Annotated in this window: 19 protein-coding genes and 2 tRNA genes; 13 read left to right on the forward strand and 8 right to left on the reverse strand. The window is 62.8% G+C overall.

Annotated elements, in window-relative coordinates; translation table 11 throughout:
- Positions 1 to 23 precede the first annotated feature (23 nt).
- Positions 24 to 1,202: an MFS transporter gene (locus ACSSU5_RS16895; RefSeq protein ID WP_492559322.1), complete on the reverse strand. Its 1,179-nt coding sequence runs from the start codon at positions 1,200 to 1,202 to the stop codon at positions 24 to 26.
- A 178-nt stretch (positions 1,203 to 1,380) separates the two neighbouring features.
- Between ACSSU5_RS16895 and ACSSU5_RS16900 the strand changes: the two genes are divergently transcribed.
- A complete protein-coding gene (locus ACSSU5_RS16900; RefSeq protein ID WP_492559323.1) occupies positions 1,381 to 3,258 on the forward strand; it encodes an MFS transporter in 1,878 nt (625 codons plus the stop codon).
- Between the two features lie 10 nt (positions 3,259 to 3,268).
- Here the strand turns inward: ACSSU5_RS16900 and sugE are convergent, their stop codons facing one another.
- The 3 genes from sugE to rdgC all read right to left on the reverse strand — a co-directional run bounded on the left by sugE (position 3,269) and on the right by rdgC (position 5,866).
- Complete coding sequence (gene sugE / locus ACSSU5_RS16905) at positions 3,269 to 3,586, reverse strand: quaternary ammonium compound efflux SMR transporter SugE (protein WP_054900524.1); 318 nt, start codon at positions 3,584 to 3,586, stop codon at positions 3,269 to 3,271.
- 228 nt (positions 3,587 to 3,814) lie between these two features.
- Positions 3,815 to 4,780, reverse strand: coding sequence for a bile acid:sodium symporter family protein (locus tag ACSSU5_RS16910; RefSeq protein ID WP_264309906.1), 966 nt, complete (start codon positions 4,778 to 4,780; stop codon positions 3,815 to 3,817).
- Positions 4,781 to 4,945: 165 nt separating this feature from the next.
- Positions 4,946 to 5,866: a recombination-associated protein RdgC gene (gene rdgC / locus ACSSU5_RS16915; RefSeq protein WP_264309905.1), complete on the reverse strand. Its 921-nt coding sequence runs from the start codon at positions 5,864 to 5,866 to the stop codon at positions 4,946 to 4,948.
- Between the two features lie 217 nt (positions 5,867 to 6,083).
- Between rdgC and ACSSU5_RS16920 the strand changes: the two genes are divergently transcribed.
- The 3 genes from ACSSU5_RS16920 to ACSSU5_RS16930 all read left to right on the forward strand — a co-directional run bounded on the left by ACSSU5_RS16920 (position 6,084) and on the right by ACSSU5_RS16930 (position 7,587).
- Positions 6,084 to 6,159, forward strand: a tRNA-Val gene (locus tag ACSSU5_RS16920).
- Between the two features lie 13 nt (positions 6,160 to 6,172).
- Positions 6,173 to 6,249 (forward strand) — tRNA-Asp (locus tag ACSSU5_RS16925).
- Positions 6,250 to 6,651: 402 nt separating this feature from the next.
- The gene (locus ACSSU5_RS16930; RefSeq protein WP_264309399.1) at positions 6,652 to 7,587 is read left to right on the forward strand and encodes an IS110 family transposase; all 936 of its coding nucleotides are present in this window, start codon (positions 6,652 to 6,654) and stop codon (positions 7,585 to 7,587) included.
- Between the two features lie 115 nt (positions 7,588 to 7,702).
- On the opposite strand, the gene map is transcribed toward ACSSU5_RS16930, so the two are convergent.
- On the reverse strand, positions 7,703 to 8,479 hold the full coding sequence (gene map, locus ACSSU5_RS16935) for a type I methionyl aminopeptidase (RefSeq protein ID WP_492559324.1): 777 nt from the start codon (positions 8,477 to 8,479) through the stop codon (positions 7,703 to 7,705).
- A 290-nt stretch (positions 8,480 to 8,769) separates the two neighbouring features.
- Between map and ACSSU5_RS16940 the strand changes: the two genes are divergently transcribed.
- The 8 genes from ACSSU5_RS16940 (at position 8,770) to ACSSU5_RS16975 (ending at position 19,541) form a co-directional block, all read left to right on the forward strand.
- Complete coding sequence (locus ACSSU5_RS16940) at positions 8,770 to 12,801, forward strand: bifunctional nitrate reductase/sulfite reductase flavoprotein subunit alpha (RefSeq protein ID WP_492559325.1); 4,032 nt, start codon at positions 8,770 to 8,772, stop codon at positions 12,799 to 12,801.
- A 310-nt stretch (positions 12,802 to 13,111) separates the two neighbouring features.
- A complete protein-coding gene (gene nirB, locus ACSSU5_RS16945; RefSeq protein WP_492559326.1) occupies positions 13,112 to 15,664 on the forward strand; it encodes a nitrite reductase large subunit NirB in 2,553 nt (850 codons plus the stop codon).
- Positions 15,664 to 16,026 carry a nitrite reductase small subunit NirD gene (gene nirD, locus ACSSU5_RS16950; RefSeq protein WP_492559327.1) on the forward strand — a complete coding sequence of 121 codons (363 nt, stop codon included), beginning with the start codon at positions 15,664 to 15,666 and terminating at the stop codon, positions 16,024 to 16,026. Before nirB ends, nirD begins: the two co-directional genes overlap by 1 nt.
- A 46-nt stretch (positions 16,027 to 16,072) precedes the next feature.
- Positions 16,073 to 17,005 carry a pca operon transcription factor PcaQ gene (gene pcaQ / locus ACSSU5_RS16955; protein ID WP_492559328.1) on the forward strand — a complete coding sequence of 311 codons (933 nt, stop codon included), beginning with the start codon at positions 16,073 to 16,075 and terminating at the stop codon, positions 17,003 to 17,005.
- A gap of 222 nt (positions 17,006 to 17,227) precedes the next feature.
- On the forward strand, positions 17,228 to 18,016 hold the full coding sequence (gene bamJ / locus ACSSU5_RS16960) for a BamJ family beta-barrel-assembly machinery protein (protein WP_264309899.1): 789 nt from the start codon (positions 17,228 to 17,230) through the stop codon (positions 18,014 to 18,016).
- Between the two features lie 280 nt (positions 18,017 to 18,296).
- Complete coding sequence (locus tag ACSSU5_RS16965; protein WP_027595901.1) at positions 18,297 to 18,737, forward strand: YkvA family protein; 441 nt, start codon at positions 18,297 to 18,299, stop codon at positions 18,735 to 18,737.
- A 100-nt stretch (positions 18,738 to 18,837) separates the two neighbouring features.
- The gene (locus ACSSU5_RS16970) at positions 18,838 to 19,176 is read left to right on the forward strand and encodes a helix-turn-helix domain-containing protein (RefSeq protein ID WP_264309898.1); all 339 of its coding nucleotides are present in this window, start codon (positions 18,838 to 18,840) and stop codon (positions 19,174 to 19,176) included.
- On the forward strand, positions 19,173 to 19,541 hold the full coding sequence (locus tag ACSSU5_RS16975) for a hypothetical protein (RefSeq protein WP_264309897.1): 369 nt from the start codon (positions 19,173 to 19,175) through the stop codon (positions 19,539 to 19,541). The genes ACSSU5_RS16970 and ACSSU5_RS16975 overlap by 4 nt, the downstream gene beginning before the upstream one ends.
- A gap of 99 nt (positions 19,542 to 19,640) precedes the next feature.
- Here the strand turns inward: ACSSU5_RS16975 and ACSSU5_RS16980 are convergent, their stop codons facing one another.
- The gene (locus ACSSU5_RS16980; RefSeq protein WP_264309896.1) at positions 19,641 to 21,722 is read right to left on the reverse strand and encodes a carboxy terminal-processing peptidase; all 2,082 of its coding nucleotides are present in this window, start codon (positions 21,720 to 21,722) and stop codon (positions 19,641 to 19,643) included.
- Between the two features lie 138 nt (positions 21,723 to 21,860).
- On the opposite strand from ACSSU5_RS16980, the gene ACSSU5_RS16985 reads away from it, so the two are divergent.
- Positions 21,861 to 22,823: an NAD(P)H-quinone oxidoreductase gene (locus ACSSU5_RS16985; protein WP_492559329.1), complete on the forward strand. Its 963-nt coding sequence runs from the start codon at positions 21,861 to 21,863 to the stop codon at positions 22,821 to 22,823.
- A gap of 123 nt (positions 22,824 to 22,946) precedes the next feature.
- Here the strand turns inward: ACSSU5_RS16985 and ACSSU5_RS16990 are convergent, their stop codons facing one another.
- Both ACSSU5_RS16990 and ACSSU5_RS16995 read right to left on the reverse strand, forming a co-directional pair.
- A complete protein-coding gene (locus ACSSU5_RS16990; RefSeq protein ID WP_492559330.1) occupies positions 22,947 to 23,600 on the reverse strand; it encodes an HAD family hydrolase in 654 nt (217 codons plus the stop codon).
- Between the two features lie 12 nt (positions 23,601 to 23,612).
- Positions 23,613 to 24,602, reverse strand: a complete 990-nt coding sequence (locus tag ACSSU5_RS16995) for an ABC transporter ATP-binding protein (RefSeq protein ID WP_492559331.1) — start codon at positions 24,600 to 24,602, stop codon at positions 23,613 to 23,615.

Consider the following 24,602-nt stretch of genomic DNA (forward strand, 5'->3'; position numbering starts at 1 on the left):
GTGGCGAGTCGTCGCAGGCATCATCAGTACCTGCGGGTACCCCGCCAATAAAACACCCCCGCCAGTATCACCGACAACACCAGCAGGTAGAAGATCGCCCCCGGCCACCATTGCCCCAGCACAAACCCCACCATCACCGGCCCCAGTGCCGCGCCCAGGTTCGACAGGTTCTGCGCGCCGTAATACACCCCGCGCAGGTGCTCCGGGGCGATCAGGTCGATGAACATGTACTCGGCGGGTATCACGATGATTTCCCCCAGGGTGAACACCAGCATCGCCAGGCACCACATCGGCACCGTGTCTGCCCAGGAAAAGCCCAGCAGCCCGGCAATGAACAGGCCCATACCGGCCAGCAGCCAGGGCATCAGGCGCTGGCGGCTGATACGCCGGCCGATCAGGTACTGCAGGGCAATCACCGTGATGGCGTTGGTGGTCACCAGGTAGCCGACCAGGCGCGCGGCCTCGCTCGGGCTGGTGGTCACCACCAGGTACTGCGACAAATAAGCAGTGAATTGGCCGAACACTACGGCGCTCAGCACCCCGCCCAGGGTGAAGCACACCAGCCGCCGGTCACGCGCCAGGCCCAAGGCCACCTGCCCAAAACCCGCACCTGATTGCGCCGGCGCACCGGCCAGCAGGCCCCGGTCGCCGAGGTGCTGGTAGGCCAGGCCCATCCCCAGGCCAATCAATGCAGAGGCAATGAACGGCAGGTGGTCGTTCAGCTCCAGCAGGGCCACGCCCAGCAGTGGGCCGGCGGCATAGCCAACGTTGCTCAAGGTGTACTTGATGGCAAATACTTCCGCCCGTTCCTCTACCGGCAACAGTGCGCAAAAACCGGCCTTGGCCGCGATGTCGACCACCGCCAGGGCCAGGTTGATCAGTACCAGGCACAGAAAGAACAGCGCTGCCGAGTGGCTGGCGATGGCGCCGATGAAGGCCAGGGCAAACACCAGGGTGCTGGCGATCACCAGCGTGTGATTGCGCACGGTGTCCACCAGGTGGCCGCCGTACAGGCTCAGCAGCGAGGCGATGATCAGGGCGCCGCCGATCACCAGGCCGATCTGGCTCATCGGGAGCTGAAAGTTGTCCGCCAGGTACACCACCAGGTAGGGCAGGGTAAGGGCGCGCGCCAGGGTCAGGGTGAAGGTGGTGGTGAGCAGCAGGCGTACGGCCGGTGGGTAGCGCTTGAGGGCGGCGAGCATTGCCACGTCCTTGTTGTTGTGGTTTGCCGGTTTCCAGCATAAGCCAGCAAGGGGCTGCTGCGCAGCCTCGCTTTAATCGATGTGGCGGGCTTGCCAGCAGCAGGTTTTCCCATGCAGATTTGTGGCTTGTCGCTTCTGGCGCGCCTCCAATGAAAAATGCCCCTCAGGTACAAGGACGATGAGTCATCCCTCGCAATTCACCTTGCTCGGCAAGCGGCGCTTCTTGCCGTTCTTCATCACCCAATCGCTGGGTGCATTCAACGACAACCTGTTCAAGCAGTCGCTGATCCTGGCGATCCTGTTCAAGCTGAGCCTGGGCGATGGTGACCGTTCGATCTGGGTCAACCTTTGCGCATTGCTGTTCATCTTGCCGTTCTTTCTGTTTTCGGCGCTGGGTGGGCAGTTTGGCGAGAAGTTCGCCAAGGACGCACTGATCCGGGCGATCAAGCTGGCCGAGATCGGCATCATGGCCATTGGGGCCTTGGGCTTTATGACCAACCACTTGGCGTTGATGCTGGTGGCACTGTTCGGCATGGGTACCCATTCGGCGCTGTTCGGGCCGGTTAAGTACTCGATCCTGCCCCAGGCCCTGCGTGAAGAAGAACTGGTGGGCGGTAACGGGCTGGTCGAGATGGGCACCTTCCTGGCTATCCTGGCTGGCACTATCGGCGCCGGGGTGATGATGTCGTCGGCCAGCTATGCCACGGTGGTGGCGGGAGGCGTGGTGGGCACCGCAGTTCTGGGCTACCTGGCCAGCCGCTGGATCCCACGCGCCGCAGCCGTAGCGCCGCAGATGCAACTGGACTGGAACATCTTCAAGCAATCCTGGGCGATCCTGCGCATGGGCCTGGGGCAGACGCCTGCGGTGTCGCGCTCGATCGTCGGCAACTCGTGGTTCTGGTTCGTCGGCGCCATCTACCTGACCCAGATCCCGGCGTACGCCAAGGACTGGCTGCACGGCGACGGCACCGTGGTGACCCTGGTGCTGACCCTGTTCTCGGTAGGCATCGCCCTCGGCTCGCTACTGTGCGAGCGGCTGAGCGGGCGCAAGGTGGAGATCGGCCTGGTGCCGTTCGGCTCGTTTGGCCTGACCCTGTTCGGCCTGCTTTGGTGGTGGCACTCCGGCGACGTGCCAGCGGCGCCCGTGCCGCATGACTGGCTGGCGTTGCTGGGCATGAGCCAGGCCTGGTGGATTCTGATGTCAATCGTCGGGCTCGGGGTGTTTGGCGGGTTCTACATCGTGCCGCTGTATGCCTTGATCCAGGCGCGCACGGCCGAGGATCAGCGGGCCCGGGTGATCGCCGCCAACAACATCCTCAATGCCTTGTTCATGGTGGTTTCGGCGATCCTCACCATCGTTCTACTGGGGCTGGCCGAACTGACCATCCCGCAGCTGTTCTTGGTGGTGTCGTTGCTCAACATCGCGGTCAACGCCTACATCTTCAGGATCGTGCCTGAGTTCACCATGCGCTTCCTGATCTGGCTGCTCAGCCACTCGATGTACCGCGTAAAGCACCGCGACCTTGAGCGCATCCCGGACGAAGGCGCGGCGCTGCTGGTGTGTAACCATGTCTCGTTCGTCGATGCCCTGTTGCTCGGCGGTGCGATCCGTCGGCCGATCCGTTTCGTCATGTACTACAAGATCTACAACCTGCCGGTACTCAACTTCGTGTTCCGCACCGCAGGCGCCATCCCGATTGCTGGGCGTGGTGAGGACGAGGCCACGTACGAGCGGGCGTTCGCCCGTATCGCCGAGTACCTGGCGGCGGGTGAGCTGGTGTGTATCTTCCCGGAGGGCAAGTTGACCGCTGATGGCGAGATCGATGTGTTCAAAGGTGGGGTGAACCGCATTCTCAGCGAAACCCCGGTGCCGGTGATTCCCTTGGCGTTGCAGGGGCTGTGGGGCAGTTTCTTCAGCCGGGATCCGGCCAAGGGTTTTTTCAAGCGCTTGTGGTCGCGGGTGACCATCGTGGCTGGCACCGCCATCCCGGTGGAGGCGGCGCAGCCGGATGCGTTGCGTGAGCAGGTGAGCCGCTTGCGCGGCGACTTGCGTTAAAGAGGGCGTGTCAGCTGGCGCTGACTTTCAGGCCGATCAGGCCGCAGACGATCAGCGCCACACTGACCAGTCGCACCAGGGCCATGGATTCGCCAAACAGGATAATCCCGGCGATTACCGTGCCCACGGCGCCGACACCGGTCCAGATGGCATAAGCGGTGCCTAACGGCAGCTCCTTCATGGCCAGGCCCAGCAGGCCAAGGCTGATGACCATGGCGCCGACGGTGAGTACGGTGGGCAGTGGGCGGGTGAAGCCATCGGTGTATTTCAGGCCGACGGCCCAGCCGACCTCGAACAGGCCGGCGAAGAACAGGATGATCCAGGACATAGGTGCCTCCATTGTTGCCAATGATGGGGCCGTCCCCGGAATGGTCACGCGGTGCGTCGTGAGGCCGTCCTCACAGTGGGCACTAGGGTGCACATTTTCTGATTGCTGGGCAAGTCTGTGCTGGCCTCTTCGCGGGGCAAGCCCGCTCCCCAGGTACTCCACGGCTTTCAGGAGTGTGGAGTACTTGTGGGAGCGGGCTTGCCCGCGAAGAGGCCGGGTCAGGCAACATCAATCCCTGGCAGGCTCGCCATTCTCAACAGCTGACGAAGACTCTTCCATTCGCCGGAACCAGGTCGACAGCAACGCCCCGGAAATATTGTGCCAAACGCTGAACAGCGCACTTGGCACCGCTGCCAATGGCGAGAAGTGCGCCGCTGCCAATGCCGCCCCTAGCCCTGAGTTCTGCATACCCACCTCCAGCGCCAGCGACTTGCGCTGGGCCAGGGGCAACTTGCAGAGCTTGCCGGTCAGGTACCCCAGCAAATAGCCGAAGCTGTTGTGCAGCATCACCACCGCCATGATCAGCAGCCCCGATTCGGCGATCTTCGCCTGGCTGGCCGCCACCACCGCGCAGACGATCATGACGATGCTCACTACCGACACCAGCGGCAATACCTGCACGGCCGCCTGCACCCGCGCGCCAAGCAGGCGCTGGGCCAGCACGCCGAGCACGATCGGCAGCATGACCAGCTGCAGAATCGACCAGAACATGTCCATGAACGAGACCGGCAGCCAGGCCGAGGCCAGGAACCAGATCAGTGCCGGAGTCAGCAGCGGGGCGAGCAGGGTGGTGACTGCGGCAATCGCCACCGCCAGCGCCAGGTCGCCCTTGGACAGCCAGACCATCACGTTCGAAGCCGTACCGCTTGGGCAGCAACCGACCAGAATCACCCCTACGGCGATCTCGGCGGGCAAGTGGAACAATTGGCACAGCAACCAGGCCATGCCCGGCATGATCACGAAGTGTGCTACCACCCCCAGCATCACCCGCCAGGGTTGGCGGGCGAGGGCGGCGAAGTCGTCGAGCTTGAGGGTCAGGCCCATGCCGAACATCACCAGCCCAAGCAACGGCACGATGGCCACTTTCAGGGCGATAAACCACTGCGGTTGCAGGAAGGCCAGCACGGCGAACACCAGCACCCAGAGGGCAAAGGTGTTGCCGACGAAGCGGCTGAGGGCGGCGAGGGCGCGCATGGGGAAGTCCTTGTACTTATATATAGAGGCGATTTTTGAAGGGCCATTCGCAGGCAAGCCCGCTCCCACAGGCTGAGCAAACACCGGTGGGAGCGGGCTTGCCCGCGAAAGGGCCGGTACTGGTCAACGATTAACTGTCAGGCCAGCACCGGCAAATCATAAAGGTTAGACCCCTTGCGGAATCTCCTCCCCACCCAAGGCCTCGAACAGCACGGGGAGGAACTCGGTAAAGGTCATCATCATCAGCAGGAAGCTCGCATCGAACTGCTGCTGGGCTTCATCGCCACCATCCTGTTCAGCCTGCTCCTGCAGCAGCTCCTCGAACTTCAGGCGCTTGATCACCATCTTGTCGTCCAGCACGAACGACAGTTTGTCTTGCCAGGCCAGGGCCAACTGAGTGACCACCTTGCCGGTGCTCAGGTGCAGCTGGATTTCCTCGCTGGTCAGGTCCTGGCGCTTGCAGCGCACGATGCCACCGTCTTCGGCGGTGTCGCGCAGCTCGCACTCGTCCAGTACATAGAAGCCTTCGGCCGCTTGCTGCGACTTGACCCAGTCGGTCATGGTGGCAACCGGCGCGATCTTCACGGTAGCGGGGCGCACCGGCAGCGAGCCCATGACTTCACGCAGGGTCGACAGCAGGTCTTCGGCGCGCTTGGCGCTGGCCGAGTTGACCAGGATCACGCCCAGGCGCGGCGCGATGGCGGCGAAGATCATCGAACGACGAATGAACGCGCGCGGCAGGAAGGCCTGGATGATTTCATCCTTGATCTGATCGCGTTCCTTTTTATAGACCTTGCGCATCTGCTCGGTCTCGATCTCTTCGACCTTCTCCTTGACGGCGTCATTGACCACACTGCTCGGGAGGATACGTTCTTCCTTGCGTGCGGCGATCAGCAGGAATTCACCGCTGACGTGCACCAGGGGAGCGTCTTCGCCTTTGCCGAACGGCGCGACGAAGCCATAGGTGGTCAGCTCCTGGCTGGCGCACGGACGGGCCGGCTTGCTGGCCAGGGCAGTTTCCAGTGCGTCGGCTTCGAATGAAACATCCTGGGTCAGGCGGTAGGTCAGCAGGTTCTTGAACCACATGAGGGGCAATCTCTCCTTAATGCATAAGGCGGGCATTATTCTCCGAGCGGTGGTTCCCGTCCAACCCTGTCAGAGGGCCAGTACCTCTCTATAAAGGAAGAAAAGCCCTGGGTTGCTAGGTCTTTGAAAGCCTTCGAAAATTTTTTTAAAAAAGTCGAAAAAAGTGCTTGCCAGGGTAGGGGCTCATCCGTAGAATGCGCGCCACACCGAGACGAAAGGGTGATTAGCTCAGCCGGGAGAGCATCTGCCTTACAAGCAGAGGGTCGGCGGTTCGATCCCGTCATCACCCACCACTCGATGTATAGCGCAGCGGTAGTTCAGTCGGTTAGAATACCGGCCTGTCACGCCGGGGGTCGCGGGTTCGAGTCCCGTCCGCTGCGCCATATTCAACTTCCAGGGCCCACTGAACACCCGGAAGTTACAGAAAAAGCGACCTTAGGGTCGCTTTTTTTGTTTCTGCATGCTGAAAAGTTTTGTGGTACAGCACGGCCTATGTGGGAGCGGGCTTGCCCCGCGAATATTGCCACGCGGTGCATGGCACCGGCTTTGCCAGTATTCGCGGGCAAGCCCGCTTGTGTCTTGGAGAGGGAATAGAATCTGAAGTGAGAGCGGTGAATGGCAAGCTGATAGCCCGAGGTGCCCAGAGCACGTGTGGGAGCAAAAGCTGCCATTCACCGTTCCACTTTGGCGAGAGCCCGAACAGTTGGATGAGGGGCGTAATCTCGAATCACAAGCGTGGGCCAAGCCAAAGCGCTCTCACTCCTTGAGTTTAAGAGGGTTTGGCCATGTCTTCCTCTGTCGGCATCGATGTTTCCAGTGCCACACTTGCTGTTCACATCCGCCCTGAGGGGGTGAACTTCAGTGTTTCCAATGACTTGAAGGGATTCCAACTGCTCGTCGAAAAGCTTGGCGGGTATGCAGTTTCAATGGTCTTGCTCGAAGCTACCGGTGGCTACGAGTGCAATGTCCTCAAAGCGCTGCAGGATGCCGATTTTCCGGTTTGCCGGATCAATCCCAGTCGTGCCCGGGACTTTGCCAAGTCGATGGGTAAACGCGCCAAGACCGATCCCATTGACGCAGCTGTTTTGGCTCACCTGGCTGAAGTTATGCCCCCACGGCCTTGCCAGGTGATGACACCCGAGCGGGCCTTGCTGCGCGAACTGCTTATGCAGCGGGATCGCTTCGTCCAACAGCGCGACGATGACAAGCGGCGCCTGAAGCAGGCGCGGGCTCCCAGTGTTTGTTTGCGGTTGGAACAACACATCGCCTATCTGAAGGGTGAAATTCGAGCGCTGGAACAAGAGATCGCACAGCAGGCAGCAGCTTTGCCTGATGACCGGGTTAAACAGCTCACTCAAGTCAAAGGAATTGGTCTGATTACTGCCGGAAAGCTGATGGCCTTGCTGCCAGAGCTGGGCCAGGTGGATAAGAAGGAAATTGCCGCCTTGGTCGGTGTTGCGCCGTTCAACCAGGACAGCGGCAAGCAGTCGGGCAAGCGTTCAATCTGGGGGGGGCGCTCACAAGTCAGGCGGGCGCTCTATATGGCCTGCTGGGTGGTGATACGGCACAACAAGGACTTCTGCGAGCGCTACAAAGCACTGCGAGCCCAAGGGAAGTGCGCGAAAGTATCGGTGGTGGCGTGTATGCGAGTATTGATAGTGAGGCTAAATGCGATGCTCAAGACCGGAACGCCCTGGAAGGAGCAAATAGCTCATTCGTAGGAGCAAGCCTTGCTGGCGATGCCCGGCACAGCCGGGCCTGGGGCGCTACGCGCCCCATCGCCGGCAAGGCCAGCTTCCACAAGAAGACAGTTGCTCCCACATGTTCGATGGCGCCTCAACGCTGGCGTTCTTCCTCCCGCAACGTCAGCACCTCAACCCCGTCCTCCGTCACCGCCACGGTATGTTCCCACTGCGCTGACAGCGCATGATCGCGGGTAATCACCGTCCACCCGTCTTTCAATGTCCGTGTTCCACGCCCGCCCTGGTTGATCATCGGCTCGATGGTAAACACCATGCCAGGCGTGAGCTTCATGCCCATGCCACGCTGGCCGTAGTGCAGCACTTCCGGCCCCTCATGCATCTGCTGGCCAATGCCATGGCCGCAGTACTCACGCACGACGCTGTAGCCCGCTGCTTCGACATGGGCCTGGATGGCATGGCCAATATCGCCAAGCGTCGCGCCGGGGCGCACCTGCTCGATGCCTTTCCATAGCGCATCATAGGTGGTGTCGACCAGCCGCCGGGCCTCATCGCTGATCGCGCCAAGGCAGTACATTTTCGACGAGTCGGCGATGTAGCCGCCCTGTTCCAGGGTGATATCGACATTGATGATCGACCCTTCCTTCAGCACTTCATCAGCCTTCGGCATGCCGTGGCAGACCACATGGTCCACGGAAGTATTGAGCGCGTAAGGGAAGCCGTATTGGCCTTTGCTCGCCGGGCGTGCCTTCAGGCTGTCGACGATGAACGCCTCGGCAAGGTCGTTGATCTGCATCGTGGTCACGCCAGGGCGTATGAAACGGTCGAGCTCGGCAAACACTTGGGCCAGTAATTGGCCGGCGTTGCGCATCAGGTCGAGTTGGGCGGGGGTTTTGAGGATCACCTGGGACATGGGGGGAGGGCAGTAACTCTGGCTGAAATGTGCCCCAGCATAGCGCCATGGGCCTTTGCGGTGCCACCGCATGGTGCGGCAAACCGGCCCTGCAAGCGCTTGAACCTGTACCAGGGCTTTCTCACGAAGCGGCCTGCACAGCTGGCCCGGTAATTGCTGACCTGCTCCTATCAAGGGCAATCAATGCCGATTGCCCGCACATTCTCACGACAAAGGCGCCGTGTTGCCCTGCTTGCCATGCAAGCCGGAGCAGCCGGCGCCTTTTGCGTTTCCAAACAGGAGACCGGCCCATGAGCAGCAGCGAAATACGCAGTGTCTGCCCGTATTGCGGTGTCGGCTGCGGCATTGTCATGAGCGTTGCCGATGGCAAGGTCGTCAAGATCAGCGGCGACAAGCAGCACCCCAGCAACTTCGGCCGCCTGTGCACCAAGGGCCTCACCGCGCACGTACCGCTGACCGCCGCCGGGCGCATGGAGGATGCCTACCTGCGCCAGCAGCGCAGCCAGCAACCGGCGCGCACGGGCCTGGACCAGGCCATCAGCCAGGCCGCCGAGCGCCTGCGCGGCATCATCGAGCAGCACGGCGCCGATGCCGTGGCGTTGTATGTGTCCGGGCAGATGTCGCTGGAGGCCCAGTACCTGGCCAACAAACTGGCCAAGGGCTTTATCCGCACTCGTCATATCGAGTCCAACTCGCGGCTGTGCATGGCCAGTGCCGGTAGCGGCTACAAGCTGTCGTTGGGCGCCGATGGCCCGCCCGGTAGCTATCAGGATTTCGAGCGTGCCGACGTGTTTCTGGTGATCGGCGCGAACATGGCCGACTGTCATCCGATCCTGTTCCTACGCCTGCTGGACCGGCTCAAGGCCGGGGCCAGGCTGATCGTCGTCGATCCACGGCGCACGGCCACCGCTGACAAGGCCGACTTGTTCCTGCAGGTGCGCCCAGGCACCGACATGGCCTTGCTCAATGGCCTGCTGTACCTGCTGCACCAGAACGGCCAGACCAACGCTGACTTCATCGCCCGGCATACCGAGGGCTGGGAAGATCTGCCGCCTTTTCTAGAGGACTACTGCCCCGAGCGCGTCGCTGCCATCACCGGCCTGAGCGAAGCCGACATCCGCACCGCCGCCCAATGGCTCGGCGGCGCCAGGGACTGGATGAGCTGCTGGACCATGGGCCTTAACCAGAGCATTCATGGCACTTGGCACAGCAACGCCATCTGCAACCTGCACCTGGCCACCGGCGCCATTTGCCGCCCTGGCAGCGGCCCGTTCTCCCTGACAGGCCAACCCAACGCCATGGGTGGCCGCGAGATGGGCTACATGGGGTCGGGCCTGCCGGGCCAGCGCTCGGCGCTGGTGGAGGCCGACCGCGCTTTTGTCGAGAACCAGTGGAACCTGGCCCCTGGCAGCCTGCGAAGCGAAGGTGGCGAGGGCACCGTGGCGCTGTTCGAGCAGATGAAGGCCGGTGAGGTGAAGGCCTGTTGGATCATCTGCAGCAACCCAGTGGCCAGTGTCGCCAACCGCCAGCAGGTGATCGACGGCCTGCGCCAGGCTGAACTGGTGATCACCCAGGACGCGTTTCTCGACACCGAAACCAATCGTTACGCCGACATCATTCTGCCGGCAGCGCTCTGGGCCGAAGGCGAGGGGGTGATGATCAACAGCGAGCGCAACCTGACCTTGATGCCCCGCGCCGTGGAGCCTCCAGGCCAGAGCCTACCGGACTGGCAGATCATCGCCCGGGTCGCTTGTGCCATGGGCTATGCCGACGCCTTCGACTACCCCGATGCCGAAACGGTGTACGAAGAGATTCGGCGCTTCCATAACCCCGCTACCGGCTACGACCTGCGCGGCATCGGCTACCCCGAACTGCGCGCGCAACCGCGCCAGTGGCCCTGCGCGCCAGGCCATGAAGCGCCGCGCAGCCCGCTGCGTTATCAGAACGACGGCAGCAGCCAACAGCTGCTGAAGGACGCCGAGGGCAACCGCCCGGCGCTGGCATTCCCTACGGCCAGTGGCAAGGCGCGGTTTTTCGCCCGGCCCTGGCTGCCCGCGTCAGAGCTGCCCGATGCTGACTACCCGATAGTGCTCAACACCGGCCGCGTGCAGCACCAATGGCACACCTTGACCAAGACTGGCAAGGTGCCTGCGCTGAACAAGCTCGAACCTGGCCCTTTTGTCGAACTTCACCCTGACGATGCCGCGCGCCTGGGTATCCGCGACAAGGACCAGGTGGCCATCCGCTCGCGGCGTGGGCAGGCGCTGTTACCCGCACGCATCACTGATCGGGTCATGCCGGGTAACTGCTTTGCCCCCTTTCACTGGAACGATGTGATCGGCGAGCAGTTGGCCATCAATGCCGTGACCTGCGATGCGGTCGACCCACTGTCGCTGCAGCCCGCCTTCAAACACTGCGCCGTGGCCCTTGAGCGGGTTGCCGGCGAACGTATCGACGCCCTTGACCTGAGCGCCGCCACTGCCAACCCGGAGCCTGCCCGCATGCCGACCGCCACCCTGTCCCGTCTGCTTGGCCTGGACACCTTGCCGGCCCCGGTTCTGGCCGAGGAAGAGCGTCTTTACCTGCAGGGTTTTTTGCTCGGCCTGGACCAGGGCCGCGCTGAGGGTGTACCCAGCCTGCCGGCCAGTGCGCCGCTGGCCGCAAGCCGGCGGCTGTTTGTCGATGGGCTGTTGGCTGGCGTGTTCGCGCAGCCTTCGGTAGTGCCCAGCCTGACGCTGGCGGCGCCGCAGCACCAGGTGCTGTGGGCCTCGCAAACCGGTAACGGCGAGGCACTGGCCGAGCGCTGTGCCGAGCGCCTGCGTGGCGCCGGCCTTGCCGTGCAGCTCAGTTGCATGGAAGCGGTCAGCCCGCAGCACTTGCACGGCGCCGCCAGTGTTGTGCTGATCGCCAGCACCTTCGGCGATGGCGATGCGCCCGACAGTGCGACGGCGTTCTGGCAAGCGCTGCAAGGCGAGGAGGGCGCTCACTGTGCCGACGTGCCCTATGCCGTGTTGGCTTTGGGCGACTCCAGTTACGACCAGTTTTGCGGGTTTGGCCGCAAGCTCGATCAGCGCCTGGCCGAACTGGGTGGGCGCAGGCTGCTGCAACGGGTGGATTGCGAGCCGGACTTCGATGAAGCGTTCGCCACTTGGCTCGACGCCTTGTCATCGCAGTTGGGTAGCGCCGCCGCGCCCCAGGCAAGCAGTGCGCCCTTGCCCGTGGAGGCCTACAGCAGGCAGCAACCCTGGTCGGCCACCTTGCTGGAAAACCGCGTGCTCAACGCCCCAGGTGCCAGCAAGGAGACCCGCCAATTGGTATTCGATCTGTCTGGTAGCACGTTTACCTACCAGGCGGGCGACGCCTTGGGCGTATGGCCGCGCAACTGCCCGGCACTGGTCGAAGAGTTGTTGGCGTTGATGCGCCTCGATGGCCAGGCCTTGGTTCACATCAAGGGCCAGCCTGCGCTTCCGCTGGCCGTTGCCTTGGAAGCGCACCTGGAAATCGCCCAAGTCACCCCTGCACAGTTGCAGGTGTTCAGCCAGCGTGCCGAGGGCCTGCGCCGGTTGCTTGAGCCTGAGCACAAGGCCGAACTGCAAGGCTGGTTGTGGGGGCGGCAGTTGGCCGACGTCCTGCGCGAGTTCCCGCAGGACCTGCCCTTGGCCACTTGGCTCGACCTGCTCAAACCCTTGCAACCGCGCCTGTACTCGATCAGCTCCAGCCCGTTGGCGCACCCCGGCCAGGTTCATCTGACCGTCTCCACGGTGCGTTACGGGCAGCGCAAAGGTACCTGCTCGACCTTCCTCGCCGACCGCGCGCAAGGCATCAAGGTGGCGATCTTCCCGCAGGCATCGAAGCACTTTCGCCTGCCTGAAGACGACAACGTAGCGCTGATCATGGTCGGTCCGGGCACTGGCATCGCGCCGTTTCGGGCGTTTCTGGAAGAGCGCGAAGCGCGTGGGGCCAGCGGGCAGAACTGGCTGTTCTTCGGTGAGCAGTATGCTGCCAGCGACTTCTATTACCAGCAGCAGTTGCAGGCCTGGCAGGCGACCGGCCACGTGCGCCTGGAGACTGCTTTCTCCCGAGACCAGACCGAGAAAATCTATGTGCAGCAGCGCATGCACGAGCAGGGCGCTGACCTTTGGCGGTGGCTGGAAGCGGGGGCGTTCTTTTATGTGTGCGGCGATGCTCAGCGCATGGCCAAGGATGTGGACAGTGCCTTGCGCGCGATCGTCGCCGAGCATGGCGGTATGAGCGCGGCGGCGGCGGATGCTTATGTGGCGGCGCTGAGCAAGGCCAAGCGCTATCGGCGCGATGTGTATTGAGTGCACCGGGATGGTGAGGTGTGCACCTTGGCTGTGCGGTGTGTGTTGCTTGTGCCGGCCTCTTCGCGGGCAAGCCCGCTCCCACAGGATCTCTACTGATCCTGAAAGCAGTGGGGATCCTGTGGGGGCGGGCTTACCCGCGAAGAGGGCCTAACAGGCGCTGCAGCATTTGGCACATTCCCTGCTTTACCAGATTCACAAACACGCCCCACTGATCAACGGCGATCAACCAGGGGCACACCCTGATGAGTACAGGCAAAGGCGCCTGGAGCTTCGGCTCCAGGCGTTTTTTTTTGATCGAGGATCGGCTATGAAGGCAACAGCGAACGGCGGACAACGAGAGAAACTGGTCATTGTCGGCAACGGCATGGTCGGCCACCACTGCGTCGAACAACTGATCGAGCGTGGCGCCTTGCAGCACTTCGAGGTGCGGGTGTTCGGCGAAGAGCGCCAGCGGGCCTACGACCGTGTGCACCTGTCCGAGTACTTTGGCGGCAGCTGCGCCGAAACCCTGGCCATGTGCGAGCAGGGCTTCTACACAAGCCAAGGTGTGCACCTGCACTTGGGCGAAGCCGTGCAGGAGATCGACCGCACGCGCCGCGAAGTGGTCACCGCCGCAGGCCGCTATGGCTACGATCAGTTGATTCTGGCCACTGGTTCCTACCCGTTCGTGCCCCCGATCGAAGGCTCCAGCGGCAATGCCCGCCTGGTCTACCGCACCCTTGACGACCTCGACGCGATCCGCGCCGCCGCCCACGATGCCCGCCGAGGCGTGGTGGTTGGCGGGGGCTTGTTGGGCCTTGAAGCGGCCAATGCACTCAAGTCGCTAGGCCTGGAAGCCCATGTGGTGGAGTTCGCCCCACGCTTGATGCCGGTGCAGCTGGACAGCGAAGGCGGGACGGCACTCAAGGCCCAGATCGAGGCGCTGGGTGTGGGTGTGCACCTGTCCCGTGCTACTCAGTCGATCAGTGCCGGCGAGGGCTATCGCTACCGCATGAACTTCGACGGCGGCGAGCACCTGGAAACCGACCTGATCGTGTTCTCCGCCGGTATTCGCCCGCAGGATGCCCTGGGGCGTGCCTGCGGCCTGGAAATTGCCGCACGCGGTGGGGTGGTGATCGACAATCACTGCCGCACCAGCGACGCGCGCATCTTCGCCATCGGTGAATGCGCTTCGTGGAACGGCAGCGTGTTCGGCCTGGTTGCGCCGGGCTACAGCATGGCGCGCAACCTCGCGGCGTTGCTGGTAGGGGACGCGGCGGTCGCGTTCACCGGCGCCGACATGTCGACCAAGCTCAAGCTGCTGGGCGTGGATGTCGGCTCGATCGGCGATGCCCATGGCGCCACGCCGGGCTCGCGCAGCTATCGCTTCATCGACGAAGCCAACGCGGCTTACCGCCGGCTGGTGGTGGATGCCAGCGGCAAGCATGTGCTGGGCGCGGTACTGGTCGGTGACAACAGCTACTACGACACCCTGCTGCAATACGCGCAGAACGGTATCGCCCTGCCTGCCGACCCGGCCGCACTGATTTTGCCGCAGACGGGCGGCGCACCCGCCCTGGGCGCCGATGCCCTGCCCGACAGCGCGACCATCTGCTCGTGCCACAACGTCAGCAAGGGCGCGGTGTGCGCTGCCATCGACAGTGGCTGCAGCGACCTCGCTGCAGTCAAGGGCTGCACCAAGGCCGCCAGTGGCTGTGGCGGCTGCGCGGCCCTGCTTAAGCAGGTGTTCGAGCACGAACTCACTGCACGCGGCGTGACGGTCGACAAGAGCCTGTGCGAGCACTTCGCCTACACCCGCCAGGAGCTGTACGGCTTGGTGCGGGTCGGGGGGATCCGCACTTTCCATGATCTGCTGGTTCGCCATGGCAAAGGCCACGTCGGTTGCGATATCTGCAAGCCGGCAGTGGGCAATATCCTCGCCTCGTGCTGGAACCAGCCGATCATGGACCCGGCGCTGGTGCCGCTGCAGGATACCAACGACACCTTCATGGCCAACATGCAGAAGAACGGCACGTATTCGGTGGTGCCGCGCATCCCCGGTGGCGAAATTACCCCGGACAAGCTCATCGTCATCGGCCAGGTGGCGAAAAAATACGACCTCTACACCAAGATCACCGGCGGCCAACGCATTGACCTGTTCGGCGCCCAACTGCACGAATTGCCGCTGATCTGGGGTGAGTTGATCGAGGCCGGCTTCGAGACGGGCCATGCCTACGGCAAGTCGACGCGCACGGTGAAGTCGTGCGTGGGCAGCACTTGGTGCCGCTATGGCGTGCAAGACAGCGTCGCCATGGCCTTGCGCCTGGAAGACCGCTACAAGGGCCTGCGCAGCCCGCACAAGCTCAAGTTCGCGGTCTCTGGCTGCACCCGCGAATGCGCCGAAGCGCAGAGCAAGGACATCGGCGTGATCGCCACCGACAAGGGCTGGAACCTGTATGTGTGCGGCAACGGCGGCATGCGCCCGCGCCACGCCGAGCTGTTCGCCACCGACCTGGACGACGAGACCTTGGTCCGCCTGATCGACCGCGTGCTGATGTTCTACATCCGCACTGCCGACAAGCTGCAACGCACCTCGGTGTGGCGCGAAGGCCTGGAGGGCGGGCTGGATTACCTCAAGCAGGTCATCCTCGACGACAGCCTGGGCCTGGCCACTGAGCTTGAGGCGCAGATGCAGCATGTGGTCGATCACTATGAATGCGAATGGGCCAATGCCCTCAACGACCCGGAGAAGCTCAAGCGCTTCCGCACCTTCGTCAACGACCACCGCGCCGACCCGGACGTGCACTTCGTCCGCGAGCGCGAACAACGTCGCCCTGCTGCACCCTTGCACCTGATCCCCACTGTCGAGGAGGCTGTCTGATGAACCTGTCCAATACCGCTGTAGCGCACCAACCCAACTGGCAAACGGTCTGCCAGGCCCATGACCTGGTTGCTGATTCCGGCGTGGTGGTCTGGCACGCGGGTGTCCAGGTGGCGCTGTTTTATCTGCCAGGGCAGGAGCAGGCGTTGTATGCGCTGGACAACCGTGACCCGCGCTCTGGCGCCAACATCATCGGCCGCGGGTTGGTGGGGAGTGTGCAAGGGCAGTTGGTGGTGGCGGCGCCGCTCTACAAGCAGCATTTCAGCTTGCACAGCGGGCATTGCCTGGAGGATGCGGGGCAACGGCTGCGGGTGTGGCCGGTGCGGATGAATGGCGACGCGATAGAGTTGGCGGTGGCCTGAGCGGTAGCGCGCTGCATGGGGCCTGCGATGCGGTAAGCTTGGGGCCATGAACCTCGACACCCGCATCAAGTACCGCCACCTGCTGTGTTTCCTGGAGATTGCCCGGCAGGGCAGTCTGGCCAGGGCTGCAGACATCCTTGCGATCAGCCAGCCCGCGATTTCCAAGACCCTCAAGGAACTCGAAGCGCTGCTTGAAACACGCCTGTTCGAGCGCAGCCGGCAGGGCGTCGAGCTGACCCCGGCCGGCACCCGCTTCATGCGCTACGCCGGGCCCAGCGTACAGGCCCTGCGCGATGGCGTGAGCAGCCTGCGCGGCGAGGCACGTGCGCCGTCTCAGGTGCGCATCGGCGTGCTATCCACGGTCGAGGGCTTGTTGATGCCCGAGGTGCTGTGCCGCCTGCATCAACGCCATGAGGCGTTGCTGATCAGCGTGGTGACCGGCGCCAGTGCGCAGTTGCTCGGGCAGTTGCGCCTGGGTGAGCTGGAACTGGTGGTTGGGCGCATGACCGACAGCCCGCAGATTCAGGGGCTGTCGTTCGAGCACTTGTACAGCGAGTCGATGAGCCTGGTCGTGCGGCCGGGGCACCCGCTGCTGGCGAGTCACCCCGTGGAGCGGGCGCAGGTAGGGCGTTATCCGCTGGTCTTGCCACCCCCTGGCACCACCATTCGCCAGCACGCTGATAGCCTGTTCGTCCAATGTGGTATCCAGATGCCTGCGCAGCGGCTGGAGACCTTGTCGCTGGCCTTGAGCCGCCGCTACCTGCTGGGCAGTGATGCGGTGTGGGTGGCACCGCGTGACGCCGTGCTGATCGACCTTGGTCGCGGTGAGCTGGTCGAGCTCGACCTGGGCGTGCGCGAGCCGGGCGGCTCGGTGGGCATCTGCCGCAATGCGGCGTTGGCGCAGAGCCTGCCGGGGCAGTGGGTGTGCGAGGTGCTGCGCGAGGTGGCGGGGCAGTACCGGGAAGGCCAATACCCCTGACGCTTCAGAACACTGTGAAATAAACAGCCCTTAAACCCAGGCGAATTCGGCCCAAAGGGTCAATACTGGCCAGTGGCTGTAATGCGTCAGATGAATCATCGTTTAACTACTGAACTTCCTTAGCAAAACCCGCTCCTATGCCGGTAGCCATTGGTCATGGCCGCCTGCTAAGCTCGCGGCTTTACCCTGATTGCCCTTATGGCGCATGAACAAGGAAATAGCATGAAACAGCATCGTTTGGCGGCTGCGGTTGCCCTGGTAGGCCTGGTATTGGCTGGCTGCGACCAACAGGCCAGCAGCCCCGAGCTGAAGACTCCGGCACAGAAAGCCTCCTACGGTATCGGCCTGAACATGGGCAAGAGCCTGGCTCAGGAAGGCATGGAAGACCTTGATTCGAAAGCGGTCGCCCTCGGCATCGAAGACGCCGTCAGCAAGAAAGAGCAACGCATCAAGGACGAAGAGCTGGTAGAAGCCTTCACCTCGCTGCAGAAGCGCGCCGAAGAGCGTCTGGCCAAGGCCAGCGAAGAAGCCGCCTCCGCCGGCAAGAAGTTCCTTGAAGACAATGCCAAGAAGCCAGGCGTGGTCACTACCGCCTCGGGCCTGCAGTACGAAGTGATCAAGAAGGCCGACGGCCCGCAGCCTAAGCCGACTGACGTCGTCACCGTTCATTACGAAGGCAAGTTGACCGATGGCAAGGTGTTCGACAGTTCCGTCGAGCGCGGCAGCCCGATCGACCTGCCCGTCAGCGGCGTCATCCCAGGTTGGGTTGAAGGCCTGCAGCTGATGCACGTCGGCGAGAAATACAAGCTGTTCATCCCGGCCGAACTGGCCTACGGCGCCCAGAGCCCGAGCCCGCTGATTCCGGCCAACTCGGTATTGGTGTTCGACCTTGAGCTGATCGCCATCAAGGACCCGGCACAACTGCAAGGTGCAGAGCCGGAAGCCGAAGCACCGGCGCAAGCGCCAGCAGAAGCTCCAGCTGAAGCGCCAGCAGAAGAACCTGCCAAGTAATATTGGCTGGTTTGCGTAAAACGCCCCGTCTTGACGGGGCGTTTTCGTTTTGGCGCCAGATGCTTGGAAGAACCTCTGTCGGCTGGTACTGTCCGAGCAATAGCAGCGTGATGAAGTAGGATGCTTCTGACGCAAATCGTTTGCGGAACTGAAACGACTGTGTAAAAAACGCCCGATCTGACCGGGGCCCTTGCTTCGTGGGCACCTGACGTCAGAAACTTCGCCCTGTTCACAAGGTTATCCACAATAAATGTGGATAACCCTCCCTCTCGGAGGCTCCATGAGCGCACCCTGGAATTTCGCCCGTTTCCTGCCGCTGGCCGAGCGCCTGCTCAGCCGCGGACGGTTGCCGGCCCTGCTGTTCGCCGTGGCCCGCAAAGGCCCGCGGATCGGCCAGCTGCGCGAGGATGTAAAGCTGCTGCAGTCGCTGTGCCTGGCCTGGTGGCGTGGCGAATACCGCGCCATCAGCCCCAAGGCGTTGGTGACCATCGTTGCCGGCCTGTTGTACTTCGTCAGCCCTATCGATGCCATCCCCGACTGGTTGCTGGGCGTGGGTTTTCTTGACGACATCGCCGTGCTTGGCTGGGTACTGAAGACTGTCGCCGATGAGCTGGCGCGTTTCAAAGCCTGGCGCGACAGCCAGGCCCCAGAGCGGTTGCGGGTGGTCGAGCGGTTGCCGGATACCCCAGAAGCGTTGCGCTTGGAACGCAATACGCAGTGAAATCAGCCTGAGCTGCACAGACTCCCGTACTTGGTAATATAATTGGCATAAGGATTATGCCTACGGATTACATGCCGTAATCCTACGTAAGGGGGTTGTAATGGGTATTCAGGTTATTAGCAGGGACGGTCAGCCCGAGTACGCCGTCGTTCCCTGGGAGCAGTACCAGGCACTGCTCAAGGCAGCGGGGCAGGCGCCCGTCGAAGCGAATCTGAGTGAAGCGCAGGACAGTACCGCCAGTGCACCTTTGCCAGCTTTTGGCGAGGTTGCGCAGATCCGTCAGGCCAAGGGCATCGCCCCAGAGCTATTGGCGCGCAATGTGGGTGTAAGCCCAGCGTACCTGGCCATGATCGAGTCAGGCGAGCGACTGCCGGACGCCGCTATCCGCCGCGCCCTGGCCTGGCACCTGGGTGTGGCGGGTTGGAGTGAGCCATCATGAGCCAGGTCAGGATCAGCCGCCAGCATTGGCAGAGCCTGCTGGACGAGCTTGACCTGGCCCGTCGTCAACGTCATTTGCTGACGTATCGCGCGCTCATCGAGCGCTTGCAATTGCCCAGCCCGGCCATGCAGACGCTGACCGCCGCGCTGGAGTACCTGGCGGTGCTCGACGCTCGCGCCGAGCAGCCGTTGCGCAGTTCGCTGGTGATCAGCCAGGGCGCCAGCCGCCTGCCACGCACCGGCTTTTTCGAATGTGTCGAGCGATTGGGCCGCTTTGCCGGGCCAGTTGATGGCATGGAGGCGGCGTCGTGGCATGCCTCGGAAGTCGTCAGGGTATTTGAATACAGTTATCCGGAAACCGCCTGACACCCACCGCGCTCCTGTGCTGCGCGTTTTCAAACGGGTTGATAACAGAAGGGCCGGGTGCTTTCGCACCCGGCCCTTCTGTTTAACCCACGCCTAGCCTCAGTGCTTGGCCACCTGCGAGCTTGCGCTCAGGTAGTCGAGCAGAATGCGCCCTGTCTCGGACAAGTAAGCGTCGTCTTCCGGCTTGGTGTTTTCATCTTCAGCCGGCAGAGCGTCTTCGTCTTCCTTCTTCAGCTCTTTGAGCGGCTCTTCGCCCTTGGCCTTGCGACGGATGTTCTCCAGGGCCAACTGTTTGCCCTCGATCTCATCGTGGCGGGCACGACGTTCCTGTTCGTTGAGGCTGACGGTTTTCTCGTTCATCAGCTTCTGGGCCAGGGCCAGGCGGTCGCGGATGTAAGTGAATTCGGCATCCTTGGCGCTGCGCGCTTCATGCTGTGCCTTGAGCTGGCTCAGGTACGGCTTGAACGGGTCGGCGGCCGGCTTGACCACCGGGCGGATGGTGTCCCACGGCATGGCCTCGGGCAAGGCGCTCTCACCGATTTCCTTGGTGTCGATGATCGACGGGTAGTCGATGTCTGGCAGCACGCCCTGGTGCTGGGTGCTCTGCCCAGACACCCGGTAGAACTTGGCCAGGGTCAGTTTCAGCTCACCATGGTTGAGCGGCTGGATGGTCTGCACGGTGCCTTTGCCGAAGGTCTGGCCACCGATGATCAGTGCGCGGTGGTAGTCCTGCATCGCGCCGGCGAAAATCTCCGAGGCCGAGGCCGAGAGACGGTTGACCAGCAGTGCCAGCGGGCCTTTGTAGAAGGCACCTGGGTTTTCGTCCTCAAGCACATCGACACGGCCGTCACTGTTGCGTACCAGCACGGTCGGGCCCTTGTCGATGAACAGGCTGGTCAGCTCGGTGGCTTCCTGCAGGGAGCCGCCGCCGTTGTTGCGCAGGTCGATGACCACGCCATCGACTTTCTCTTTCTGCAGTTCGGTGAGCAGTTTCTTCACGTCACGCGTGGTGCTCTTGTACTCCGGGTCACCGGCACGGTAGGCCTTGAAGTCCAGGTAGAAAGCCGGGATCTCGATGATGCCCAGCTTGTAGTCACGGCCATCCTGCTTGAGCTTGAGCACCGACTTTTTCGCGGCCTGCTCTTCAAGCTTGACGGCTTCGCGGGTGATCGAAACGATCTTGCTGGTCTGGTCGCTCGGGGCATTGCTCGCCGGGATGATTTCCAGGCGCACGACCGAGCCTTTCGGGCCACGGATCAGCTTGACCACTTCGTCCAGGCGCCAGCCGACCACATCGACCATTTCCTTGTTGCCCTGGGCCACGCCGATGATCTTGTCGGCCGGGGCTACCTGCTTGGTCTTGGCCGCAGGGCCTGCCGGCACCAGGCGCACGATCTTGACCTGGTCGTTGTCGCTTTGCAGCACTGCGCCGATGCCTTCGAGCGACAGGCTCATGTTGATGTCGAAGTTTTCCGCGTTGTCCGGCGACAGGTAGTTGGTGTGCGGGTCGTAGGACTGGGCGAAGGTGTTGATGTAGGCCTGGAAGATATCCTCGGCACGGGTCTGGTCCAGGCGCGCCAGTTGGTTCTTGTAGCGCTTGGTCAGGGTTTCCTGGATCTGCTTGGGCTCTTTGCCAGCGATCTTCTGGCGCAAGACTTCGTCTTTGACGCGTTTGCGCCAGAGGTCGTCGAGCTCGGCCTGGCTCTTCATCCACGGGGCGTCCTTGCGGTCGATCAGCAGGGTTTCCTTGGCGGTGAAGTCGATCTTGTCGACGCCCTTGTTCAGCTCGGCCAGGGCAAAGTCCAAGCGCTGCTTGACGCGGTCAAGGTAGCGTTTGTAGATGATGAAGCCAGGGTCGAGGTTGCCGCTCTTGAGGAAATCGTCGAACTGCGTCTTCCACTTGTCGAACTCGGCGATGTCGGCTGCGGTGAAGTAGCTGCGCGCAGGGTCCAGCAGCTTGATGTAGCTGTCGTAGATGATCACCGAGCGGGCGTCATTGAGCGGCGGCTTGCTGTAATGGTGGCGCTTGAGCAGCTCTACCACATTAAGGCTGGCAACGATCTCGTCGCGGTCCGGTTGCAGGCTGTCCCATTTATTGGCGGCCGCCGCATTGCCGCCGAGCGTGAGGCTACCCAGGCCAATCATCAGGGCCAGGGCGGTGCTTGGAAGGAAATGCTTCATGCTGATTCGACGTGGGGGCAATTGATCACGCATAGTAGGCCGTCTATTCCGTTGCCGGTTCCATGGAGCCGGACAAATACTGCAAAAAGCCTGGGGTAAGCGCCCCAGGCTCAGTCATGATTCAACTATGGAGGCACTGTGAAGGCATTGCAAGGCGAAGACGGACATGTGGAGTGGGTCGAGGCCGAGCGCCCGGCCCTTGACGCCGGCCAGGTACGCATTCGCGTGGCGGCTGCAGGGCTGAACCGCGCCGACCTGTTGCAAATGAAGGGCCTGTACCCGCCGCCGCCTGGCGCCAGCCCTTATATGGGCCTGGAATGCGCCGGTGTTATCGCCGAAGTGGGGCCGGGTGCCGACTGGCGTGTGGGCGAGCGAGTATGCGCGCTACTGGCCAGCGGCGCGATGGCCGAGGAAGTGGTGGTCGATGCCCGCCATGTGCTGCCGGTGCCGGAAGGCCTGAGCCTGCAAGAGGCGGCGGCGCTGCCCGAGGTGTATGCCACGGCGTGGTTGAACATCTTCCAGTTGGGCGCCGTTAAAGCCGGTGAGAAGGTATTGGTACACGCGGGGGCCAGCGGCGTTGGCTCGGCGGCGATCCAGCTGTGCAAGGCGTTTGGCAACCCGGTGTATGTCAGTGTTGGCTCGCAGGATCGCCTGGCGTATTGCCAGGCGCTGGGCGCTGCCGGCGGTGTGGTGCGTAACGAGAACCTTGAAGCGCTGGAAGGCCTTGGGCCGTTCGACGTGATTCTAGACCCGGTCGGTGCCAGCTACGGGGCGCTCAACCTCCAGCTGCTGGCACGTGACGGGCGCTGGGTGATCATTGGCCTGATGGGCGGGCGCAAGTTTGAACTGGACCTCGCGCTGGTGCTGGGCAAGCGCCTGGAGATCACCGGGTCTACGCTGCGCAACCGTGACGATGGCTTCAAGGCCGAGTTGCTGCGTGAGTTGCTGCAGCAGGTGTGGCCGCTGTTCGCCGAAGGGCGGTTGTCCCCGCAACTGGTGGATACCTACCCGGTGGCGTTCGCCCAGGCAGCGTATGCCGCGCTTGAGAGCAATCAGGTGTCGGGCAAGTTGGTGATGGTTATCGATTCAAGCCTGGTATAAGCAGGCCCGGCCTCTTCGCGGGCCAAGCCCGCTCCCACAGGATCACTGCAATCCTTGAAGGTTGCGGTGATCCTGTGGGAGCGGGCTTGCCCCGCGAAGAGGCCAGTATGTTCAGCGCAATGATCAGCGCCAATTCAGAATCGGCCAGCCATTGATCTCTGCATGCTCCCTCAGCACCGAGTCAGGGTTCACCGCATGGGGATGATCCACCTTCAACAACAACGGCAGATCGTTCCGCGAATCGGAATAAAAACTCGCCCCCTCGAGGTTCTCCTGCTCCTGATCCAGCCATTCCAGCAAGCGGGTGATCTTGCCTTCACGGTAGGTCAGCACCCCATGGGTCTTGCCGGTGTACACCCCGTTCACCGGCTCCAGCTCGATCGCCAGGTACTCGTCCACGCCCAACCGCGCCGCAATCGGCCCGACCAGGTGCGTACCTGAGGCGGAAATGATCAGAATACGGTCACCGCGCTTGCGATGCTCGGCGATGCAGCGGCAAGCATCGCCGAAGATGATCGGCTCGATAACATCCTCTACCCACGGCTCCACCAGATGCTCGACCTCTTCCAGAGTACGCCCGGCAATCGGCTCCAGGCTGAAGGCCATGTAGTCCTCCATCGCGAGGTGGCCTTTGCCATAGGCTTCCATCAATTCATGGTCGCGACGCAGGAAAGCTTTGCCATCGACCCAGCCCAGCCGGGCCATCTGCTCGCTCCACAGTGACGCGCAGTCACCGTGGATCAGGGTTTCATCCAGATCGAAAATTGCCAGTGCCATTGTTGCTGTCTCCTAGGCCACTTCACGTAGCGCCGTGGGATCGATCGACAAGGATACCCGCTGGCCGTCCGCATGCAGGTCGGCAGACGAGCGGTTGAGCACGTCGACCACCAGCTCCACATCGCGCACCCGCACCCGGTAACGGATGACGTTGCCCAGCAGGCTGTGGCTGCGCACTTCACCGTCCAGTTCGCCATTGCGGCCCAGTGTGATGGATTCCGGGCGGATGGCCAGGCGGTTGGCCACCGGGCGTTGCAGCAGGCGGCTGGCGCTCTCTGGGTCGAGCAGGTTGTAGTTGCCGATAAAGCCTGCGGCGAACAGGTCCACAGGGGCGGTATAGAGGGTTTCGGCGTCGCCGCTCTGCACGATACGGCCCTGGTTCATCAGGAAGATGCGGTCTGACATGGTCAGCGCTTCTTCCTGGTCATGGGTGACGAAAATAGTGGTCAGCCCCAGTTCACGCTGGATCGCGCGAATCTGCTCGCGCAGGTGCTTGCGGATGCGCGCATCCAGCGCCGACAGTGGCTCGTCCAGCAGCAGCAGGCGCGGGCGGGTCACCAACGAACGGGCCAGGGCCACGCGCTGGCACTGGCCACCCGACAGTTGGTGCGGGTAGCGCCCGGCGAAGCTGCCCAGCTCCACCAGGTCGAGCACCTCACGCACCCGCGTCTGGCTCTCGTCGGCCTTGACCTTTTGCATGCGCAAGCCAAAGGCGACGTTCTGTTCCACGGTCATGTTGGGGAACAGCGCGTAGCTCTGGAACACCATGCCGATGCCGCGCTTCTGTGGGCTCAGCGGCACGATGTCCTGGCCATCGAGCAGGATGCGCCCGCTGTCCACCGGGGTCAGCCCGGCGATGCAGCGCAGCAGGGTGGACTTGCCGCAACCGGAAGGGCCGAGCAGGGTGACGAACTCGCCGCGTTCGATCTGGCAGTCGATGTTGTCGAAAACCGGCGTGCCGGCATAGCGTTTGTGCAGTTGCTGTACGCTGACGAAGCTCAT

The sequence above is a fragment of the Pseudomonas sp. E1MeOHC2 genome (genome assembly GCF_058745025.1).

Excerpts from the sequence above, each read along its gene's own strand:
- ACSSU5_RS16895 (WP_492559322.1), bottom strand. The coding sequence starts at position 1,202 with ATGCTCGCCGCCCTCAAGCGCTACCCACCGGCCGTACGCCTGCTGCTC.
- pcaQ (WP_492559328.1), top strand. The coding sequence starts at position 16,073 with ATGAACCTCGACACCCGCATCAAGTACCGCCACCTGCTGTGTTTCCTG.
- ACSSU5_RS16975 (WP_264309897.1), top strand. The coding sequence starts at position 19,173 with ATGAGCCAGGTCAGGATCAGCCGCCAGCATTGGCAGAGCCTGCTGGAC.
- ACSSU5_RS16930 (WP_264309399.1), top strand. The coding sequence starts at position 6,652 with ATGTCTTCCTCTGTCGGCATCGATGTTTCCAGTGCCACACTTGCTGTT.
- rdgC (WP_264309905.1), bottom strand. The coding sequence starts at position 5,866 with ATGTGGTTCAAGAACCTGCTGACCTACCGCCTGACCCAGGATGTTTCA.
- nirD (WP_492559327.1), top strand. The coding sequence starts at position 15,664 with ATGAACCTGTCCAATACCGCTGTAGCGCACCAACCCAACTGGCAAACG.
- ACSSU5_RS16900 (WP_492559323.1), top strand. The coding sequence starts at position 1,381 with ATGAGTCATCCCTCGCAATTCACCTTGCTCGGCAAGCGGCGCTTCTTG.
- ACSSU5_RS16980 (WP_264309896.1), bottom strand. The coding sequence starts at position 21,722 with ATGAAGCATTTCCTTCCAAGCACCGCCCTGGCCCTGATGATTGGCCTG.
- nirB (WP_492559326.1), top strand. The coding sequence starts at position 13,112 with ATGAAGGCAACAGCGAACGGCGGACAACGAGAGAAACTGGTCATTGTC.
- ACSSU5_RS16965 (WP_027595901.1), top strand. The coding sequence starts at position 18,297 with ATGAGCGCACCCTGGAATTTCGCCCGTTTCCTGCCGCTGGCCGAGCGC.
- map (WP_492559324.1), bottom strand. The coding sequence starts at position 8,479 with ATGTCCCAGGTGATCCTCAAAACCCCCGCCCAACTCGACCTGATGCGC.
- ACSSU5_RS16940 (WP_492559325.1), top strand. The coding sequence starts at position 8,770 with ATGAGCAGCAGCGAAATACGCAGTGTCTGCCCGTATTGCGGTGTCGGC.
- bamJ (WP_264309899.1), top strand. The coding sequence starts at position 17,228 with ATGAAACAGCATCGTTTGGCGGCTGCGGTTGCCCTGGTAGGCCTGGTA.
- ACSSU5_RS16970 (WP_264309898.1), top strand. The coding sequence starts at position 18,838 with ATGGGTATTCAGGTTATTAGCAGGGACGGTCAGCCCGAGTACGCCGTC.
- ACSSU5_RS16910 (WP_264309906.1), bottom strand. The coding sequence starts at position 4,780 with ATGCGCGCCCTCGCCGCCCTCAGCCGCTTCGTCGGCAACACCTTTGCC.
- ACSSU5_RS16990 (WP_492559330.1), bottom strand. The coding sequence starts at position 23,600 with ATGGCACTGGCAATTTTCGATCTGGATGAAACCCTGATCCACGGTGAC.
- ACSSU5_RS16995 (WP_492559331.1), bottom strand. The coding sequence starts at position 24,602 with ATGAGCTTCGTCAGCGTACAGCAACTGCACAAACGCTATGCCGGCACG.
- sugE (WP_054900524.1), bottom strand. The coding sequence starts at position 3,586 with ATGTCCTGGATCATCCTGTTCTTCGCCGGCCTGTTCGAGGTCGGCTGG.